We start from the raw sequence: 19,330 nt of genomic DNA, 5'->3' as shown, positions 1-19,330 counted from the left end.
GCGGGCTTTAGCCCGCTCTTTTATTTACAAATTAATCTTCAGTAACCACAGCATCTCTATCTCCGTCCTCTTCTTTTCCTTCCCGAATCATTTCTTCAGCTTCCGCTTTTTCTTCCGAGGTGGCTGTTTCCACTCTTTCTTCCTGGGCATCATTATGATGATCGATAAAGAATTCACAATACACCGGCAGATGGTCTGATCCAAAATTTTCCAATGTTTTAAGCTGATTAATGAAAATATCCTCACTATGGAACATGAGATCAATTGGAAACCTTAACAGACGGTATTTAGCGTGGAAAGTGGAAACAAATGAACGCCCGATCCTGGGATCAATCAAATGGCTCACTTTTCTGAACAAAACAGAAGATTTGGACCAGGCCACATTATTAAAATCACCCACGACAATCACGGGTTTATGAATGTCTTTTACCCGTTTTGCCGTGCTCAACAGATCGCCGTCTCTTTCTTTTGAGGTATCTTCCTCTGTAGGGCTTGGCGGCGGAGGATGAACCCCGAAAAAGACAAAGGAAAAACCATCTTTGGTTTTCAGATGAATTTCAATGCTTGGAATATCATCAGCAACAAAATAGTGGGTTTTTGCATTCTCAATTTCAATTTTAGAATAAAAATGCATTCCGTATGTATTTTCCAGAGTTACTTTATGCTGATAAGGATAATCTTTCTCCAATACTTGCAGTGCTTTTTCCCAGTCACCATTACTTTCCATCGTCAGAAACATTTCCGGCTGATGTTTTTCTATAAGATTAATAAACCTGTGATATTCTTTGTTGAACTGGTATACATTAGCAGAAATAAAATGAATATGTTCGGAAGACTGATGCTTTTGGGTGTGCTTTTTAACGGGATAAAGAGGAGTATACCTGATTAGAGTAACCCCGTGATGAACAAACATGACCATTAAAAGGCCCTGGTAATACCACAGGTTTTCTGGTGCATCAATTAAAAATCCCAAAATAAACGTGATCACAATAAAATAAGTGATCTGTATCTTCCCGAATTCCGGAACCCGGAATATCCAGTGTGAATGCTGGATTTTAGGTAACACCGTTAAAAGCAGTAATAATACCGTTAAAAATAAATAAATAGCCCACATAGTTTTGCAATCTGAATACATAAAAATAAATTAATTCCGTAAAATCCCAATAACTTATTCTTTAAACTTTGTTAATTATAAAGGATTTGAATCAATTTTTTTCTATTTTTATTCGGTCATATAATTGAATGCAATGAATAAAATAGCCCTACTTATACTGTTGTTCAGCACGTTTTGCTTCGGACAGCAAACAACTCAAAACCAGGAAGTGGAAAAGCCAGTCAGAAACCTTTTTCTGGCCATGAAAAATGCAGATCCGGAACTTTTGAAGACTGTTTTTGCAGAAAATGCCATTTTCCAGACTATAACAAAAGATGGCACAGTGAAAACCGATAACGTTCAGAATTTTATCACCAGTATTTCCAAAGTTTCCAAAAATGATCTGGATGAGAGAATAACGATAGAAGCTATACATACCGACGGAAATCTGGCAAGTGTTTTTACCCCGTATCAGTTTTATTATAAAGGGAAATTCTCTCATTGTGGAGCTAACAGTTTCCAATTGGTAAAACAAAACAATGAATGGAAAATTCAATACTTAATTGATACGAGAAGAAAAGAAAACTGCCGCGAAATAAAATAAAAATGAAAATTCATCACATAGCCATCATCTGCTCAGATTATCAGGTTTCAAAAAAGTTTTATACGGAAGTTTTAGGATTGAACGTCATCCGTGAAGTGTACCGCGAAGAAAGAAAATCTTACAAGCTTGATCTGGCCATAGGAGACCATTATGTTATTGAATTATTTTCCTTCCCTGATCCTCCGAAAAGACCTTCGCATCCCGAAGCATGCGGTTTAAGGCATCTTGCTTTTTCTGTGGAAAATATCAGTGAAAAAAGGCAAGAATTAATGAAAAAAGGATTGAGCTGTGAGGAGATCAGAATTGATGAATTCACCGGCAAAGAATTTTTCTTTACCCAGGATCCGGATCAGTTACCGCTAGAATTTTATGAGTCTTATGCAGTGTAAAGATTAGTGAGCATATCCTGTAAAGAAGCTGATTGCCATGATCACTAATACAATGGATGAAATGATCACATACGTATAATCTTTCTCTTTCAGATAGCCGATTAAGGCAAAAACGATTCTCATCAGCGGAGTGAAGATCAATAAAAGAATTCCCAGCTGAATAATAGCCATTCCTTCTCCTTTGCATAAAGAATTCCAGAACTGTCCCCATACTTTTTCTGAAGAATTGCCGATATCAAAAGCAGAATAATTTTTAGGCATTTTAAAGCCCTCTAAGAAAAGTTTGATAAATCCGATCAGTGAAGTGATCACGGATAAAATAACACCTAATCTTAAAAGATTTCCAACGGAACGGTTCAGGTCAATATCGGTGAAGTTCTTTCTCATCTGAAACTCTGGTTTATCCCGTTATACATCATATAAACAGACAGAATGGTGATTACAATCGCAAAGAAGGTTTTCAGTTTTTTGGTTTTGGAAACCATTAAGGTTTTAGATCCTATAAAGCTTCCTACCACAACACCAATCAACACCGGTGCTACAATGACCGGAATGATTTCTCCTCTCTGGAAATAGATCAATGCTCCTGCAACAGCCGTTACACCAATCATGAAATTACTGGTAGTTGTAGAAACCTTGAACGGAAGTTTCATCATATTATCCATCGCAAGAACCTTCAAGGCACCAGAACCGATTCCTAAAAGACCGGACATGGCGCCTGCGAACATCATCATCAAAAATCCGGGAATGGTATTTCTTGCCGAATATTTTTTAATAATTCCGCCTTTATCGGGAAAAGTACCGTGTAATTTCAGTTTTTCCTCAAGGCTTCCTTTGATGAGCGGCTCCTGATGATCGGGTTTTCCTTTAAGATTTAAGATAACGGTCAGAAGAAGTATGCTGGCAAAAATAATTCCGATGGTATTCGGATTCAGCATTCCGGAAACCAGAGCACCCACAATAGCGCCTGCCGTGGTGGCAATTTCCAGGAACATTCCGATCCGCATATTGGTGAATCCCTCCTTAACGAAGGCAACAGCAGCACCGGAAGAAGTTCCGATCACGGAAATTAATGAAGCTCCGATCGCATAATGCATGGGAACGCCATAACCTAGTGTTAATAATGGAATAATGATAACTCCTCCCCCCAAACCCGTAAGTGAACCTAAAAGGCCGGCCGAAACTGCTCCAAGGAAGAGAATGATGATTTCTGACATGTTACAAATATAAAACTATTTGACGTTCTCTGCCAAACTTTAAAAAAAGATAATTTTAACGTATTTTTGTAGGCATAAAAAGCAATATGAAATTATTCTATATGATTCTGGGGGCAACTCCAAAAGGAAGAAATATTGAGCAGCATGATGTGTTTTTCGGGATTGCGGAAAACCTGAAAGAACTGGTTCCGTACATGAAGGATTTCTGGAAAGAGGCTGAGGGAAAAATTCATATAGACTGTTATCAGGAAGTGAAGTTTGCAGACGGATATGAAGTGAAAATTGCTGAAAGAACGAAAACCTCTTCTGAAAATCATTTATACTTTATCAATTTGGGTGGCTATAAAAAAGGATATTTTGAAGAATTTCATGAGCAGCACCTGATGGTAGGAAGTTCGATGGGAGAAATCGTGAAAAAAGTAAAGCAAACGGAATTTTACCAGACAATGGGCTTTGAGAATGCAGTCAGTCATATTGATGATAAGCATGGAGTGGATATTGATGATATTTTCAATGTGAATGATATTCTGCCGCAAGTCATGAAAGAAAAGTATTCTATTATACTGGAAAAATCGAATGCGGAAAATCAGGAAAATCCAATGGGATTAGGATATCTGAAGATCGATAAAATTTAAAAATAAATCTAGCAATAAAAATGAAAATAGGAATTTTGGGAGGAGGTCAACTCGGAAGAATGCTGATACAGAATGCATTGAAATATGACGACCAGTTTTATACACTCGATCCCGCTTCTGATGCGCCATGCCACAATATCTCTTACTTTACCCAGGGAAATTTCAACGATTATGAAACGGTTCTGAATTTCGGTAAGGATAAAGATGTGGTTACCATAGAAATTGAGCATGTGAATGCAGATGCTCTGGCTGAACTTGAAAGCCAGGGGATAAAAGTAGTTCCGAATTCTAATATTATTAAAACCATTCAACAGAAGATTCTTCAGAAAGAATTTTATAAAGCGAATGATATTCCAAGCCCGGAATTTCAGGTAGTTTGGAACAATGATGAGAAAATCATTATGCCGCTTCCGTTCGTACAGAAAATGAATACGGGAGGGTACGACGGAAAAGGAGTGCAGGTCATAAGAACGGAAGATGATTATCAGCATTTATGGACAGAGCCTTCTGTTATCGAAAGTCTTGTAGATATCGACAAAGAACTTTCTGTTATTGTAGCCAGAAATGAGGACGGGGAAACGAAAACATTTCCGGTAACCGAAATGGTTGCAGATCCGAAGTTGAACCTGTTAGACTTTAATATTTGCCCGGTTTTCCTGACAGAAGATGTTCAGAAACAAATTGATTCTATCACGGAAAAATTCCTGAATGCAATCCATTCTCCGGGGCTATTCGCCATCGAATTATTCCTGGATAAAGAAGGAAAGGTATGGGTGAACGAAACGGCACCGAGATTACACAATTCCGGCCATCAAAGCCAGGAAGGAAATGCCAATTCGCAGTTTGAGCAGATGTACAGGGTAGTGAAGAACCTTCCTCTGGCAGATACAGATACCATAACCTATAGCGGAATGTTAAACCTGGTAGGTGCAGAAGGGTACGCGGGAAAAGTTGTGTATGAAGGCATGGAAGACGTTTTAAAGCTTCCGAAAACCTACGTCCATCTATATGGTAAAACGGAAACCAAACCGGGTAGAAAAATGGGTCACATCAATGTACTCGCAGATTCCCGAGAAGAATTAATGGAGAAGCTAATTAAAGTGAAGGAAATGGTGCGAGTGATCGCTGAATAAATATAAAAAAGACCACGGAAGTGGTCTTTTTTATTTTCCTAAATCTTATTGAAGCCCATTTTATATAATCAATTCCTGTTAATTGGGTTTCTGATTCAGATCCCGAAACCGGATCTGAATCAGTTGTATTTTACTCCGAGAGTGTTACGAATTGGAGACAGGACTTCCATTTGGTTTATGATAAAATAGTTAGAAAAATAAATTCATCGTTTAAGGCTTTTTGCTTACTTCTAAGATGTCTTTTTTATAATTGTACTTCATATAACATTGTAAAGCAGGTGAATATACAGAAAATTCTTCCAGCTTACTGAACGGTGCATATAATTTGAAAGTACAGATATCTGTTGCGCTTATGAATGGCGTTGTTCTTAAATGACTATGAGTAGCCATTGTAAGGGTGCCGTTTTCTCCGGAAGTGAAAGCAGGGATAAGCCGTGAATGAAATCGTTTACTTGAAATAATATTTCCTTCCTTATCAGAAATGAATAAATAATCATTGCCAAAAGGTATCACTCCTGCCTGAGAAGCACCTGCAATCAAATAGGTTTTGTAATACTCATTAAAGGGAATAGTGATGATATTTAAACTAAAGCCTTCAGGAACACCCACTTCATATTTTGGATCAGATAACTGAGAAATAACTTTATCACGGATATTTTTGAGACTAATCTCATTCTGCCTTAGAGCTCTGGATGAAAAGACTTCTTTAACAGGTTTTTTTGAATTGTTTGTAAAAGCATATTCGGCAATCACAAGATTCTTTTCTTTATTCAGAAAAACAGTTTTAACAGTATCATTATTTTTATACGTTAAATAGGGACCTGAAGCATCTCGCAGCTTTTGATTTTCCTGTAAAAGGTCCGAGGAATTCCAAGAGGCATTTTCAAGTGAAAATAATAAATTTCCCTCTGCTTTAATAGAGTCCAATTTTTGTTGAATTTCTTTGTCAGAATATTGGGTGTCCTGTCCAAAAATACATAACGAAGTAAGAACTAGAATGAAGGTGATTATCTGTCTCATGAAACTATGGTTATTATGCACGAAAATACAAAAAAATCGGAATGAAGCAATCTGAATGATGAGATAGGGGGCAGCCGATTATTTACTCAACCCTTTGTTTCTTAAACATTTCAGGATTGTAATTAATGATAAACACTCCCAGAATAATTAAAGCAGCAGCTACAATAAATTTAAAAGAAATATATTCATCCAGGATCAGCCAGCTTAAGAATATAGAAATAATGGTATTGATGTACGCCAAAATAGAAACCTGTACGGGAGAAACTTTGGTTAAAGCATAATGGTAAGCAAAAAATGCAGCAACAGATCCGAAAGCAGCCAGGTAAAGCATTGCTGAAATACTTCTTGTGCTCCAGTTTCCGAAGTTGTAATTTTCTGAAAACAGAAACGCGAAAATAATCTGCACAATTCCGGCAAATGCAAACTGATAAAAAAGATTTAAAGAAATATTACCTGCTTGCAGATTCAGCTTTTTAGTATAAATGGTTCCTGAAGCCCATCCTGCGATCGCTATGAAAAGATAAAAGATTCCCATGGCATAATCCGGATTTTGCAAGTCGTGGATGCCATCCCAGAAAATGAAAAGTATACCGCTGAAACACATAAGAACGCCTATCAGCGCTTTAAAACTGAACTTTTGCAAACCAAGCGCCACACTTCCCAGAAATATCATAATTGGCGAACAGGCACTGATCAGGGAAGTCAGACTGCTCGTAACTGTTTCTTCGGCCACAGTGGTCATTCCATTAGCTATGATCAGCATCAGCAACGAAAAAATGATCTGATATCCTAAATTCTGCCATCCGATCCACTTAAGCTGTCTTTTATAGATCAAAACGAAAAACATGATGACTGCGGCAAGAAACTGGCGTATTCCGGCCACAAACCAGGCGGGAATGGTTTCTACCGCAATACGGATAGATAAAAAGGTAGTTCCCCAGACAATAGCTACAGTGAGTATGGCAAAAGTAAGTTTGTAATCTTTCAAAACATGGGTGAAATAGTACTGCAAAGATATCCAATCTTTATCGAAAAGGTTGTGGAAGTCCTATTTATAAAAACTATAGTTCAAATTATAATGTTAAGGCATAAAAAAAGAGTACAGTTTGTACTCTTTGCATTGTTAAGGCTCAAATCCACCACAGGTGTCATACGCTACACAGACCCATTTGCCGTTTCTGTAACAAAGCTGGCCTCCTGTACAATTGATACCGCCTACGATTTTCTTCAATTCGTCCTTTTGAAGTTTTTTCAGATTTTTCATTGTTTAGAATTTGATGTTTGTAGAACAAATGTTGTAAAAAAAATGGAAAGAATCAATAAATTTAACACAGTTTAACTCAGAGGCCGGACAAAATTATTTTGGTAATCTGCCTCAAAATGCTGCTTCAGAAGACTTTAATTTTTTATCTTTGAACTTCTAATAAATTGTAAAGATGGTAGGAATTATTATGGGAAGTCAGAGCGACTTACCAATTATGGAACTGGCAGCCGGATTTTTGAAAAGCTTAAACATTCCGTATGAGCTTACAGTAGTTTCCGCACACAGAACACCGGAAAGAATGTTTGATTATGCAAAAACAGCCCAGGAAAGAGGACTAAAAGTAATTATTGCCGGAGCAGGAGGAGCTGCGCATCTTCCGGGAATGGTAGCCAGCTGTACCACTTTGCCCGTAATTGGTGTTCCGATCCTGTCGAGTAATTCTATTGACGGTTGGGATTCCGTACTCTCCATTCTTCAGATGCCGGGTGGAATCCCGGTGGCTACTGTTGCTTTGAACGGAGCTTTGAATGCGGGTATTTTGGCTGCAAAAATTTTAGGAAGCGGTGATTCTCAGGTCGCGGCGCAGCTTCAAAAATATCAGGACTCTTTGAAAGATAAAGTATTGGGAACGGTGGATGATATTAAAGCACAGCATCCTAATCAATATGATAAGTAGAAAATAAAGAAAACGCTCCCAAATTAGGAGCGTTTTTTTTTATTTATAAGACTGAATATTAGTATCTGTAATATTCAGGCTTGAATGGTCCGTCTACTGTTACCCCAATATATTTAGCTTGTTCTTCGGTCAGTGTTTCAAGTTCAACACCTAATTTCTTAAGGTGAAGAGCTGCCACTTTTTCATCCAAATGCTTAGGTAAAGTATACACTTTGTTTTCGTATTTGTCTGAATGCTTCCAAAGTTCGATTTGAGCTAATGTCTGGTTAGAGAAAGAGTTAGACATTACGAAACTTGGGTGCCCTGTTGCACATCCTAAGTTTACCAATCTACCTTCAGCAAGAATAATGATCTCATTGCCATCAACGTTGTAAACATCAACCTGAGGTTTAACTTCGTATTTTGTAGAACCATAATTTTCGTTTAACCAAGCCATATCGATTTCGTTATCGAAGTGTCCAATGTTACAAACGATCGTTTTGTCCTTCATTTTTTTGAAGTGAGAACCTTGTACAATGTTGAAGTTACCGGTTGTAGTAATGATGATATCTGCATTTTCAATTACAGTATCCAGTTTTTTAACTTCATATCCTTCCATTGCAGCCTGTAACGCACAAATCGGGTCGATTTCCGTAACGGTAACAATAGAACCAGCTCCTCTGAATGAAGCCGCAGTACCTTTACCTACATCTCCGAATCCGCAAACAACCACTCTCTTACCAGCCAACATAACGTCTGTAGCTCTTCTGATCGCATCTACCGCAGACTCTCTACATCCGTATTTGTTGTCGAATTTAGATTTCGTTACAGAGTCGTTTACGTTGATGGCAGGCATTACTAAAGTACCGTTCTGCATTCTTTCGTATAATCTGTGTACTCCTGTAGTCGTTTCTTCAGAAAGACCTTTGATCTCTTTGGTTAATTCCGGGTATTTATCGAAAACCATATTCGTTAAATCACCACCGTCATCAAGGATCATATTCAATGGTTTTCTGTCTTCACCAAAGAATAAAGTCTGCTCAATACACCAGTCGAATTCCTCAGCGTTCATACCTTTCCATGCATAAACCGGGATTCCCGCAGCAGCAATGGCAGCAGCGGCGTGATCTTGAGTAGAGAAAATATTACAAGAAGACCAGGTAACTTCAGCCCCTAAAGCTACCAGTGTCTCGATAAGTACAGCCGTTTGGATCGTCATGTGAAGACATCCAGCGATTCTTGCTCCTTTAAGAGGTTGCTCAGCTCCGTATTCTTCACGGATTGCCATTAAACCTGGCATTTCAGCTTCAGCAAGAGTGATTTCTTTTCTTCCCCATTCTGCCAGGGAAATATCCTTTACTTTATAAGGAACGTATTGGGTTGTTGTTTCCATCTATCTGAAAAATTTTTCGCAAATTTACAAACTAAAATCCTGCTGACCAAAAATATGCCCCTTTATCGAGATTTTTCGGATGACAACGCCACCATTCTTGTATGGAAGTATGATGAGAATGAAGAATTGAATATCAATGAGCTTTTAGAGCCTGAAAATGCTGAAAAAGTGAAAGATTATCATCCTAAAAAGCTTTTGGAGGTTTTAATGGTCCGGAAACTTTTGAAAGGGCTGAAGCCGGATTCTAAAATCCTTTATAGAGAAAGAGAACCTTTCCTTTCTCCTAAAGATGCGGAAATATCCATTACCCATTCTTTTCCCTTTGCTGCTATAGCGATTTCCAACAATAAAATAGGAATTGATATTGAAAAGTTCAATCCAAAAATACTACGGGTGATCGATAAGTTCACCTATGAGAATGAAAGAGGATTTATTCCTAAGGATAAAGAAGATACATTTTATACCATTATTTGGAGCGTAAAGGAAAGCATGTACAAGATCCACCATTCCAAATACTGGTCTCTGAAAAAGAATTATGAAGTACGGCCATTTGAGCTGAAGCATCTTCATCATATCCAGTGCAGAGTATACGATGATCAGTTTTCAGATGAATTCAGGGCGAGGGTAGAGTTTTTTGATGAGTACTGCTTTACGATTGTGGAGGAATAGGCTCCGATTCGTTTCTGTATTTTTCAATAACCTTTCTTTGCTCTTTGGCTACGTCATAGATAAGTTCCAGAATATCATGAATATTTTTAAGTTCCGTTAAACGGGAAATCTTATCAGGATCTCTTCTGTCAACAATATCATTTTCTTCGATTTCCGTTTTTCTTTTTAAAAGAAGGTCTTCAAGAGAAGAATCTTCCGGTTCCAGACGGCTTTCCATTTTTAAGGTTTCATTGATCTTTTCTCCCTGTAATAAGTTGGAGATCTGCATCATTTCGGCTTCAATTTTTCTGTCCCAGCCTTCAAAGTCGATCTCAGGGAACTTTTTGTTGTCCTGTGCATATTGTGAGAAAGAAGCGGTATAAGCTGTAATAAGATGTGAAGTGGCTACAAACTGATGAACCACTTCCAGTTTTTTCTGCTGGTTTTTAGGCTCAGAAATCATCCTTTGGAAATTATCCGAAAGATTGGCTAAAGCAATGATTGCATTTTTACGTTTTACTTTGTAATCTTCAATATCCACATCATCCTGCATAAACTTAGAAATTACACTCTGGAAATAAATGAGATTGCACTTCGCAGATTTTTTCATCAGATCCAGATTCTGGGTGTGTTCCCATACCGGTAAGACTATGTAAGAAACAAGAAATGCAATAATTCCTGCGATCATGGTATCCACAATCCTGTCTCTGAAAATGATGTTCACGTTTCCGGGGCTCAGAAAATTAAAGCTCAGGAAAACGTAAATGGTCATGAATAAAACAGCCCAGAAATATTTTCCTTTCAATAGGCTGAAACATAAGATCATGCTCAACAATAAAATCGTAAATAAAATCCCGTTGATATGGATGAAATGTAAAATTCCATAGGCTATCAAAGCGCCGACAATAGTGCCATATAAACGGAGCAGATTCCTTTGTTTGGTAATAGAGTAGGCCGGCTTTAAAATAGCGGTAATGGTAATCAAAATCCAATACGTATGGCCTATTCCCAAAAACTGAAACAGAGAAAACAGATATCCGATAAATAGGGCAGTTGTAATTCTTATCGCATGCCTGAAATGAGAAGATGAAAAAGAAATATTATTTCGTAGTACTTTAAAATTAAGTTTCTCTTCATTAGGCATGAATTTCTTCAGGTCTAATCCTGTAGAAAGACTTTTAGCCAGCTTTACATTTTGAGAAAAGACCTTATAGATCTCATTGATTTCCTTAGTAATTTCATTGATGCGCATTAAGATCTGGCGCAGGATCATGAAATTTTCCAGATTGTCCGGAGAAAGCTGTTTATTTCTAAGTTCGAAATAATTGTAATTAAGATTTTTAAGTTCAAGTTCCAGGTTAAACATCGGTTTCGCCCGGGTTCCACTTTGAAGAGCAATCCCGATATTGGTGATTTCTTCTGAAAGCAGATTAAGGTAATCATGAATATTCACCAGGATCATACTGTCCTCAAAGCTTTGCTGAAGTTTCTGGTAATCACTTTCGGAAGTCATTAATTTTTCATGAAGATCCATGGAGTTAAGAAACATCAGCATCAGTAAGCGGCTGGTTGTAGTTGACTCATTAACAATGGTTCTTGTTTTGAAAACGGTTTCGCGGGTTTCTTCCTGAAGATTTTTAATTTCAATCTGTTTGGCGATCACCTGTGAGGTAAGCTTATCAAAATCCGGATGCTTTTGATAATAATTGGCTTTGATTTTTAAAAATTCAGCTAATTGAAGATAGTTCTCTCCAATCATCTGACTTGCCAGTTTATAAGGCTGAATAGTGGTTACAATAAGGAAGATCAATAAAAACCAGATGCAGCCCGAAGCAAAGATCAAGAGACTTTTTAGAATGTTACTTCCTGTAAGATGTCCGTCAATAAAGATTGCCAGTACAACTAAGGATAAAGATCCTACAGCGGCTAACCGTTGTCCGTAAACTCCTATCAGGGAGAAGAACATTCCAAAAACAATGATTTCGAGAAGGACAAGAAGTTTAAAATTCATGACCAGACTTGCGATCAGTGCGACGATCACAAAACAGAAAATAGCGAACGCTAATGCATTTCTTCTCCGGATGAAAGGGCCCGGCTGATCCGTTAAAGCCACAAAGCTGGTTCCGAGAGGAAAAAGGAAATAATCTTTTAAAATCCCAAAATGGGCAAGAACTAAGCAGGGCAGAACAGTAGCTAATGTAATCCTGATGGCAGAATATACATATTGGCTGGTGACAAATTTTTTAAGTTCTGCTGAATAGTTCATACTACAAAAATACTTATTGAAAATAAAAAAAGCCTCATAAAAATGAGACTTTTCTGAACTTTTATATTATGTTTTTTTAATAATCTACGTTAGAAGTTTCATCTCCGATGTTCCATGTTAATCCGAAACGAAGAGTGTTATCCAAAGCAGTATTAATTTTAGACATATTAATTAGGTAAGAGACATCAAGTCCGAAAGAACGGTATTTTAATCCGATACCTGCAGTAGCGAATTGTCTTGCTCCCTGCTCTTCACTTTCATGGAAGTAACCACCTCTTACGGCGAATGCATTGTCATAAGAATATTCAAGACCTGCACTGTACATGATGCTGTTCTTATTTTTGAAAGATTTTCCGATACCTTCCATTACCCCTACGTTAGGAATTTCATAGATAGGCTGTCTTGTATTCGGATCCATTCCTACAAATTCAGATCCCGGAACTAAGATTTTAGAACCTTCAACGCTTAATCCGATTTTGTTTACATCATCCAGGTACATATCGTAACCAACCCCTAATCTGGCCATCGTAGGAAGATAAGATCTTGATTCTTCATTTCCTGTATAATCTAATTTAGGACCTAAGTTCTGAATAGCAAAACCAGCGTTCAGCTTTCCGTCATATCCTCCGAAACTTGAAAATCTAGGAGAGGTATAATATCCTGAAACATCTACTGCAAATGTATTGGCCGGTTTGATGGTGTTGTCTGTGTTGAAGCTTCCTCCTAAGTCTGAACGGATGAATCTACCGGTTACGGCCATAGAGTAAGAATCAGAAAGTTTTAACCCGTAAGCAACGTCAATCGAGAATTCATTTGGTTTTGATGTACCCATAGGAGCTACTTCATTACCCACCAACTGAGTTAAGTCTACTTCCCCCATGTTGAAATAATAAATACTTGCAGAGATCGTAGATCTTTCTTCCTGGCCTAAAAATTTATGGAATGCACCATATAGTAAAAATACATCATTGGTAAGTTTTCCCATGTAAGGAGTATAGTTGACCCCTACGGAAGAACTTGTTCTGCTAAAAGGATATTTCGCTGCGTTCCAGAATTGAGAAAATGCATCCGGCGATGTAACTACACCTTGATCTCCCATACCTCCCGATCTTGCATCCGGTGCGATTCTTAGGAACGGAGCTCCGGTTAATACTGGATTTACTTTACTTAAATCTTGCGAATAGCCTAAAAAACCAGCACTTAAACCAATTCCTAATAACAGTTTAGTAGTTAAATTCATATGTTGTTTTTTATATATTATCAGTTTTTTGTTAATATTATTGTCTATGTTATTTTAAAATTATTTCAAAAGTACCATTTTTTCTACAGCTGTAGCACTTCCTTTGCATTTTTCTTGATTTTGACTTTTTGCAAATATCTTAAAAATATACGTACCTTTTGCAACTGTATCACCAAAATCGTCTTTTCCGTCCCATTCTATTGCCTGACGAGGCGTTCTAAAGCCCTGTAGGAAGGGTTCTGCCACCACAGCCTGCGATAAAGTTCTTACCAATTTTCCTGTTATTGTATAAATCTGCACATTTACATCCAGAATGTCATCACAATTATGCTCAAATTGAATGTAAGTTTTGTTTGTAAAAGGGTTCGGCCAGTTCAATGGTCTGTTGATGATCAGATGCTGGTCGGACTCATCCTTAACTTCAAAATTTAACGTAGCAGTCGTAGAATTATTGTTTATATCCCAAACTTTAAATGTTAATTGATGTTGCCCGATTGCCAAATTTCTGAAAGGGTAGGTTACATTCCCTTTCTGATAATCTGCCAGACTTGGGTTCAAACATCCGTTTCCTTCTCCTGAAGCAAAGAAATCATTCAGAACAATGGTGTTGATAATCTGCCCGTCAAGGTATACCGTAATGTCGTGCCCAATTCCGGATCCCGTGGAATTAATTCCCGTATCATCGGTTACGCAGGCAAGAAGCATCGGATTCTGGTCTGTGATTCCACCGTCGGCAAAATTGGTGTTGTTCATATATAATTTTACTTTAGGAGGTTCATTGTCATTAATTCCATTAGGGTTAATGTCTCCTACCTGCACAGGCTGGTTATTGAACACGTCGGTCGCTTTATTATCGGCATAACCTAAAATTCTTCCTTCACCTACTGCGTAATTGATATCTTTAGGGACATAAAACTCTACAGTAAATACACCATTTACAGCTGTTCCCGAAGCTTTTACAATAGCACTTCCTTCTTCAGTATAGTTTAAAACAGGTAAACCGCCATCATTGTTCAGGGTCTTTTTATTCAGTCTCTTATCAAAAATGTTGATGACAACTCTTCCGTTGAAGCTTGTATTAACCGTTCCGTTAGGATTATTGATGTGTCCTTTTACCTTTACGAAATCCAGTCCTCTAATAAGCCCTGGTACCGGAGTTTCAATATTATCGATTACTAATAATCTTTGTGGTCTGCTAAGTTTCATCGCCGGATCACCAAGGAAGTTTACCTTTAAGTGATTAGAATCACTTCCTCTGATTTTTTTAGCATTAAGGTGAGCATCTCCTAAACTTACAAAATCATCGTTCACCAATCTAAAGATTTCTCTGGTATAAAGAGCTGTGAAATCTATACCATAACCAATTCCTACGGCACGGCTTGAAGTAATCATCGTAGAAACCCCTCCTTGTTTTAGTTTAATAAACTGTTCGCCTGCTGAAAACGTTCCAGGTTCATCCCAAAGGGTAAATTCGCAGGTAATTGTTGAAACAAAAGGGAATCTGCTGTACACATTCGAGAAATTATTGGCATTCTGAATCTCATCTGATGTTAAAACCCTTTCCTGTGACCATCCGTTGATCCCTCCATGTCCGAAATAGAAAAGATATAAGCTGTTTCCTATATCATTGGAGATTGCCTGGTTGACCTGCGGATATCTTTGCCCTCCGGCTGTACTCTGAGCTTGGAAAGCATCCAGGTAAAGTTTCCTTACATTATATTCCTTCATAGTATTCCCAGGTTGTTCAAAAACGCTTACCAAAGAATTGTTCATGGTAGTATGGAAAGGAATAGGATTCGCAGGATCTTCATTATGATCGTCGTCCACCACGAAATCCAGTTTCATACGCCATTCCCCAAATGGTGTTGACTGGCCGGATAAGGAATTGTAGTAAGCCAGCGTTTTGTCCATCATATTGGTAGCTTCCGTAACATTGGCTGCAGGAATTCTTCCCACAGGCAGGTCCGGAAGGTTATTGGTAATGAATGATGTCGTCTGGGGTTTTGTCATTACAATATAATCATCTGTAACAAAAGAGCTGACAAAATCATTTGATTCTTCACTCTGATAACTTGAAACGACATTGGAGTTATTAGAAATCCTGTTTTTATAATCGTAAGAGGTGTCTCCCAAGATGAATACATACTTTAATGCTCCCAGAGGAGTGTTTAGCTTGGTGACAAAATCTCTTATTGCGGTAAGGTCTTTGCTTCCGCTGCCAAATTCTTCATATATCTTATTAACATCTACAACCTGTACGTTATAATTGTTTTTGGTCTGATGATAATTCGCCAACCTTTGTGCCTGCCCCAGCATTTCAGGAACCGTAATGATCAGATAATCCACATTTTGCAATGATGAAAGATCCTGATTCGCTATTTTTCCTACAATTTGAGGAGTGAAGGCTGCATCGGCCCTGAATGCCACAAACTCATTGTTGAAATTAGGATCTGACGTGGTATATCCGAAATTGAAAATTGTATTTCCGGCAGCTTTATTAACCCTTCTGTTGGCATTGGTAATGTCGGTAACATCCCATATTTGTTCTACTCCCGAGGCATTGGCTACACTAAATCCATAATTGGTATTGCTTCCGCTTACAAGAGAAAAATCCCTGAAACTCATCTGGGAACCATTGAAGGCTAGATTGTCCTTGTACTGTACTTCAATGTAATCTAAATAAAAACTTCCATTCGGGTTGGTGGCAATATTCGGTTTAAGGTTAAATGAAATTTGTGTTCCGGATAAATTCGTAAGACTTCCCGTGTATCTTGCCTGATAATAATCAAAAGAATAGCCCGGGCTATTGGCAGGAACGGAGATAGTAAGAGGATTTTGGTTATTAATATCAAATCCGATGGCATTTTGCTGAGATTTGTATGCTATTACCTGTGCCCTGTATCTTATTTCATCTCCTGCCTGAACAGGTGAGGCGGTAGTGAATGTCACCGTTTTATCCGAAATAATAGGAGCATCCTCTACCCAGATCCTTCCTACTTTCAGCAGGTTTTTCTGGTCGTTATTGATGAACTGGTAATTGTCATATCTTGTAATTAAAGTAGCGGGAAGATTAGCATCCACATCCTGTACCCTTTTTCCCGGTCCTTTATCTACGTTAATATAGTAATAGGAAAAATCTTCATAAATATTTTTAACGTTATTGCTTCTGTCACTTCGGGTATCGTTTCTTTTAAAGCCGTTTCCGTTTGTGGTGTCGTAAAGATTGTAGCCGTTTGGTCCCTGAGCATAAAAAAGGGCATAATCCCCGTCATTCCATACCCCGTCAGTTTCACCGATTACCTGGATGGCATTTTCCTGCAGTGCGCTGTATTTCACATTCTGGTTGTGCTCCGGAAGCATAATGCCCCCATTTCCATAAATTCTGAAATTTTTAGGGTTTACCGTCGATGGATTGATTCCAAGATCCTTTAAAAACTGAGTGGTAATTTTAAAAATACCGGATTTGTCAACTTTTATTTTATAGAAATTTCCGCTGGATAGAGGATTGTTGGTAGTTCCCACTTTATAGGTACTCCCAAAACTGGCGGGAGCTGAAGTTTCAGAAACTTCGAATGATGTTAACCGCTGAATTCTTCCTTTTACATTCTTAAACAGGGAAACATTGATGCCCGCATATCTTTCTCCTTCCAGATAGTAATAAGTGATATCTGCCACATCGTAATCAGGAAGCAGGTCTTTGTTCATATCATAAAGATCCCTGGCGGAAACTGTTTCCCACACAGGATTTGAAACTTTTAACTGCTTTTCTCCTATTTTTTGTTTTGTTTGTATAAAAATGTTATTTTGGCTGAAAGAAAAACCTTCATTTTTGAAATTCGGAAGATTTAATTTTGTATCACCAAAGTCCAGTATTTTGGAACCGCCCCATTCAATGGTTGTTCTTTGAGCGTAAATTGCTGAGACAAAAGAGATTAGAAATAAAATCGTAATTTTTAGTTTCATATTCGTTTTTGAAATTTCTGAATTACAAAATAAATGAAAATTTTATAATTAAATTATAATACAATAAAATTAATTTGTTATCGTTTTTCAAAAAAATCAAATCTTTACTTGATTTATTGAATAATTTATTTTTTCTTTGTACTTTGAAAATATTTATATCGACTATGAAAAAACTAAAGTTGTTTTCATTAATAGCATTAAGTTCTACACTTGCATTAACCAGTTGTGGTGGATCAGGTACTAGCAAAGGTGGTGGTACTAAAAAATTTGTCAGCAAAACGGGTTGGAAACCAAACGAAAAACAAGGTTGGTTTTTTGCAGGAAAGCAACAAAAGCAGAAAGGTTGGCCGGGAATGGTATATGTAGAAGGTGGAACTTTTACAATGGGATTAGTGAAAGATGATGTTATGCACGATTGGAATAACTCTCCTCGCAGAATGCAGGTAAGTTCTTTCTTCATCGGGGAAACAGAAATTACTAACTATGAATACCGCGAATACCTTACATGGTTGAAGTACGTATTCCCACCAAGTGATCCTAGCTTTAAGGAAATTTATAACGGGGCATTACCGGATACCTTATTGTGGGATAACAAATTATCCAGAAATGATTACAATGAAACGTATTTCCGTTCTCCTGAATTCGATTATTATCCTGTAGTAGGGGTTTCTTGGACTCAGGCAAACAGATATTGCGAATGGCTTACAGACAGAGCCAACGAAAAAGCTCTAATGCAGGCCGGTATCATTGCTAAAGATTTATATATCAATGAATCTAATAACCAGGGAGGAACTGCATTCAATATGGATAAATTCAAATCGAATGATCCTGAAATGCAAGGATATATCAATGAGCAGAGATTGCAGCAAAGAACAGGTTTAAAAACTACAAACCAAAGACTTCTTGCGGCTAACAGAGCTCCAAGTGCAGCTATGGTTCAGAAATTCAGACTTCCTACTGAAGTAGAATGGGAATATGCAGCCCTTGGAATGGCCAAAAACAGAGAGTACAACCAATATATGGGTAAGAAGCCTGAAATCGAAAGATTAAGAGGGTCTAAGGGAAGAGATAAAGGAATGTACCTTGAAAATTTCAAAATGGGAAGAGGTGACTATTCTGGTATCGCAGGATGGAAAAATGACGGATCTGCAAGAACTTCTGACGTTAGACAATATCCTTCCAACGATCTTGGAATCTATGGTATGTACGGAAACGTTTCTGAATGGACTGCTGACGTATACAGACCAATCATTGATGATGATATGAGTGATTTCAACTACTATAGAGGAAATATGCCTCAGGCTATTGTAAGAAACGGAGACGGAACTTACAAAATGGTGGATGAAAGCAGCATTAAATATGATACTTTGGCGGATGGAAGATTGGTTTACAGAAACTTGCCTGGCCAATACGAAAGAGAAACTATTGCTGACTACAGAAACTACAGAGACGGGGACAGACAATCTTCTCTTGAATATTACAGAGCCGGAGATTCTACTTCATCTTTCAATATGTACAATGCTCCTAGACAGACATTTATTGTAGATGGAAACGGTAAAGTAGTAATGCAGAAAGATACTAAAGAAAGAACATCTGCCATGACGAATGACATCAGAGTGGTAAAAGGAGGTTCTTGGCAGGATACAGCATATTGGTTAGATCCGGGTCAAAGAAGATATAAAGACCAGAACAGAGCATATGGATGGATTGGATTCCGTGTAGCTCAGGATGCCAGAGTAAGCGATAAAGGTAGAACAAGAAGATAATATTATCAAAAATACTTATAAAAAACCTTCCGGATTTCCGGAAG

General features: G+C 37.8%; 17 protein-coding genes. 7 read left to right on the top strand and 10 right to left on the bottom strand.

The annotated features are described in order from the left end of the window. Positions 1-31: 31 nt before the first annotated feature. A complete protein-coding gene (locus ACGHIN_RS08085; protein ID WP_390452414.1) occupies positions 32-1,114 on the bottom strand; it encodes an endonuclease/exonuclease/phosphatase family protein in 1,083 nt (360 codons plus the stop codon). Positions 1,115-1,247: 133 nt separating this feature from the next. Here ACGHIN_RS08085 and ACGHIN_RS08080 point away from each other — a divergent pair, with 133 nt between their 5' ends. Together ACGHIN_RS08080 and gloA2 are read left to right on the top strand one after the other, a co-directional pair. Beyond that, entirely contained in the window at positions 1,248-1,697 is a 450-nt protein-coding gene (locus ACGHIN_RS08080; RefSeq protein ID WP_390452412.1) for a nuclear transport factor 2 family protein, read from the top strand. Between the two features lie 2 nt (positions 1,698-1,699). Further along, positions 1,700-2,086, top strand: a complete 387-nt coding sequence (gloA2, locus tag ACGHIN_RS08075; protein ID WP_390452411.1) for an SMU1112c/YaeR family gloxylase I-like metalloprotein — start codon at positions 1,700-1,702, stop codon at positions 2,084-2,086. A 3-nt stretch (positions 2,087-2,089) separates the two neighbouring features. Here gloA2 and ACGHIN_RS08070 read toward each other — a convergent pair whose 3' ends face one another. Next, the gene (locus ACGHIN_RS08070; protein WP_390452409.1) at positions 2,090-2,473 is read right to left on the bottom strand and encodes a DUF1634 domain-containing protein; all 384 of its coding nucleotides are present in this window, start codon (positions 2,471-2,473) and stop codon (positions 2,090-2,092) included. Next, complete coding sequence (locus ACGHIN_RS08065; protein ID WP_390452408.1) at positions 2,470-3,303, bottom strand: sulfite exporter TauE/SafE family protein; 834 nt, start codon at positions 3,301-3,303, stop codon at positions 2,470-2,472. The genes ACGHIN_RS08070 and ACGHIN_RS08065 overlap by 4 nt, the downstream gene beginning before the upstream one ends. An 86-nt stretch (positions 3,304-3,389) precedes the next feature. Here ACGHIN_RS08065 and ACGHIN_RS08060 point away from each other — a divergent pair, with 86 nt between their 5' ends. Together ACGHIN_RS08060 and ACGHIN_RS08055 are read left to right on the top strand one after the other, a co-directional pair. Continuing rightward, entirely contained in the window at positions 3,390-3,938 is a 549-nt protein-coding gene (locus ACGHIN_RS08060; protein WP_390452406.1) for a DUF1543 domain-containing protein, read from the top strand. A gap of 20 nt (positions 3,939-3,958) precedes the next feature. Continuing rightward, positions 3,959-5,071: a 5-(carboxyamino)imidazole ribonucleotide synthase gene (locus ACGHIN_RS08055; protein WP_390452404.1), complete on the top strand. Its 1,113-nt coding sequence runs from the start codon at positions 3,959-3,961 to the stop codon at positions 5,069-5,071. Positions 5,072-5,281: 210 nt separating this feature from the next. On the opposite strand, the gene ACGHIN_RS08050 is transcribed toward ACGHIN_RS08055, so the two are convergent. The 3 genes from ACGHIN_RS08050 to ACGHIN_RS08040 form a co-directional block, all read right to left on the bottom strand. After that, positions 5,282-6,091, bottom strand: coding sequence for a hypothetical protein (locus ACGHIN_RS08050; protein ID WP_390452403.1), 810 nt, complete (start codon positions 6,089-6,091; stop codon positions 5,282-5,284). An 82-nt stretch (positions 6,092-6,173) separates the two neighbouring features. Then, a complete protein-coding gene (locus ACGHIN_RS08045; RefSeq protein ID WP_390452437.1) occupies positions 6,174-7,079 on the bottom strand; it encodes a DMT family transporter in 906 nt (301 codons plus the stop codon). Positions 7,080-7,214: 135 nt separating this feature from the next. Then, complete coding sequence (locus ACGHIN_RS08040; protein ID WP_390452401.1) at positions 7,215-7,355, bottom strand: bacteriocin-like protein; 141 nt, start codon at positions 7,353-7,355, stop codon at positions 7,215-7,217. A gap of 172 nt (positions 7,356-7,527) precedes the next feature. Here ACGHIN_RS08040 and purE point away from each other — a divergent pair, with 172 nt between their 5' ends. Next, positions 7,528-8,031 carry a 5-(carboxyamino)imidazole ribonucleotide mutase gene (purE, locus tag ACGHIN_RS08035; protein WP_390452400.1) on the top strand — a complete coding sequence of 168 codons (504 nt, stop codon included), beginning with the start codon at positions 7,528-7,530 and terminating at the stop codon, positions 8,029-8,031. Between the two features lie 58 nt (positions 8,032-8,089). On the opposite strand, the gene ahcY is transcribed toward purE, so the two are convergent. After that, the gene (ahcY, locus tag ACGHIN_RS08030) at positions 8,090-9,403 is read right to left on the bottom strand and encodes an adenosylhomocysteinase (protein WP_390452398.1); all 1,314 of its coding nucleotides are present in this window, start codon (positions 9,401-9,403) and stop codon (positions 8,090-8,092) included. 54 nt (positions 9,404-9,457) lie between these two features. On the opposite strand from ahcY, the gene ACGHIN_RS08025 reads away from it, so the two are divergent. Beyond that, positions 9,458-10,072 carry a 4'-phosphopantetheinyl transferase superfamily protein gene (locus tag ACGHIN_RS08025; protein ID WP_390452396.1) on the top strand — a complete coding sequence of 205 codons (615 nt, stop codon included), beginning with the start codon at positions 9,458-9,460 and terminating at the stop codon, positions 10,070-10,072. On the opposite strand, the gene ACGHIN_RS08020 is transcribed toward ACGHIN_RS08025, so the two are convergent. From ACGHIN_RS08020 to porU, 3 genes are all read right to left on the bottom strand, one after another. Continuing rightward, positions 10,053-12,317, bottom strand: a complete 2,265-nt coding sequence (locus ACGHIN_RS08020) for an FUSC family protein (RefSeq protein ID WP_390452394.1) — start codon at positions 12,315-12,317, stop codon at positions 10,053-10,055. The genes ACGHIN_RS08025 and ACGHIN_RS08020 overlap by 20 nt on opposite strands. A 76-nt stretch (positions 12,318-12,393) precedes the next feature. Continuing rightward, positions 12,394-13,557, bottom strand: coding sequence for a type IX secretion system outer membrane channel protein PorV (gene porV, locus ACGHIN_RS08015; protein ID WP_390452393.1), 1,164 nt, complete (start codon positions 13,555-13,557; stop codon positions 12,394-12,396). 60 nt (positions 13,558-13,617) lie between these two features. Then, a complete protein-coding gene (gene porU / locus ACGHIN_RS08010; protein WP_390452391.1) occupies positions 13,618-17,520 on the bottom strand; it encodes a type IX secretion system sortase PorU in 3,903 nt (1,300 codons plus the stop codon). A gap of 164 nt (positions 17,521-17,684) precedes the next feature. Between porU and gldJ the strand changes: the two genes are divergently transcribed. Continuing rightward, a complete protein-coding gene (gene gldJ, locus ACGHIN_RS08005; protein WP_390452389.1) occupies positions 17,685-19,286 on the top strand; it encodes a gliding motility lipoprotein GldJ in 1,602 nt (533 codons plus the stop codon). Positions 19,287-19,330: the final 44 nt, after the last annotated feature.

The organism is Chryseobacterium barbadense, from assembly GCF_042849955.1.
GTDB lineage: Bacteria > Bacteroidota > Bacteroidia > Flavobacteriales > Weeksellaceae > Chryseobacterium.
Note: the sequence above shows the minus strand (reverse complement) of the source record. Positions and strands in the feature narration are given on the sequence as shown.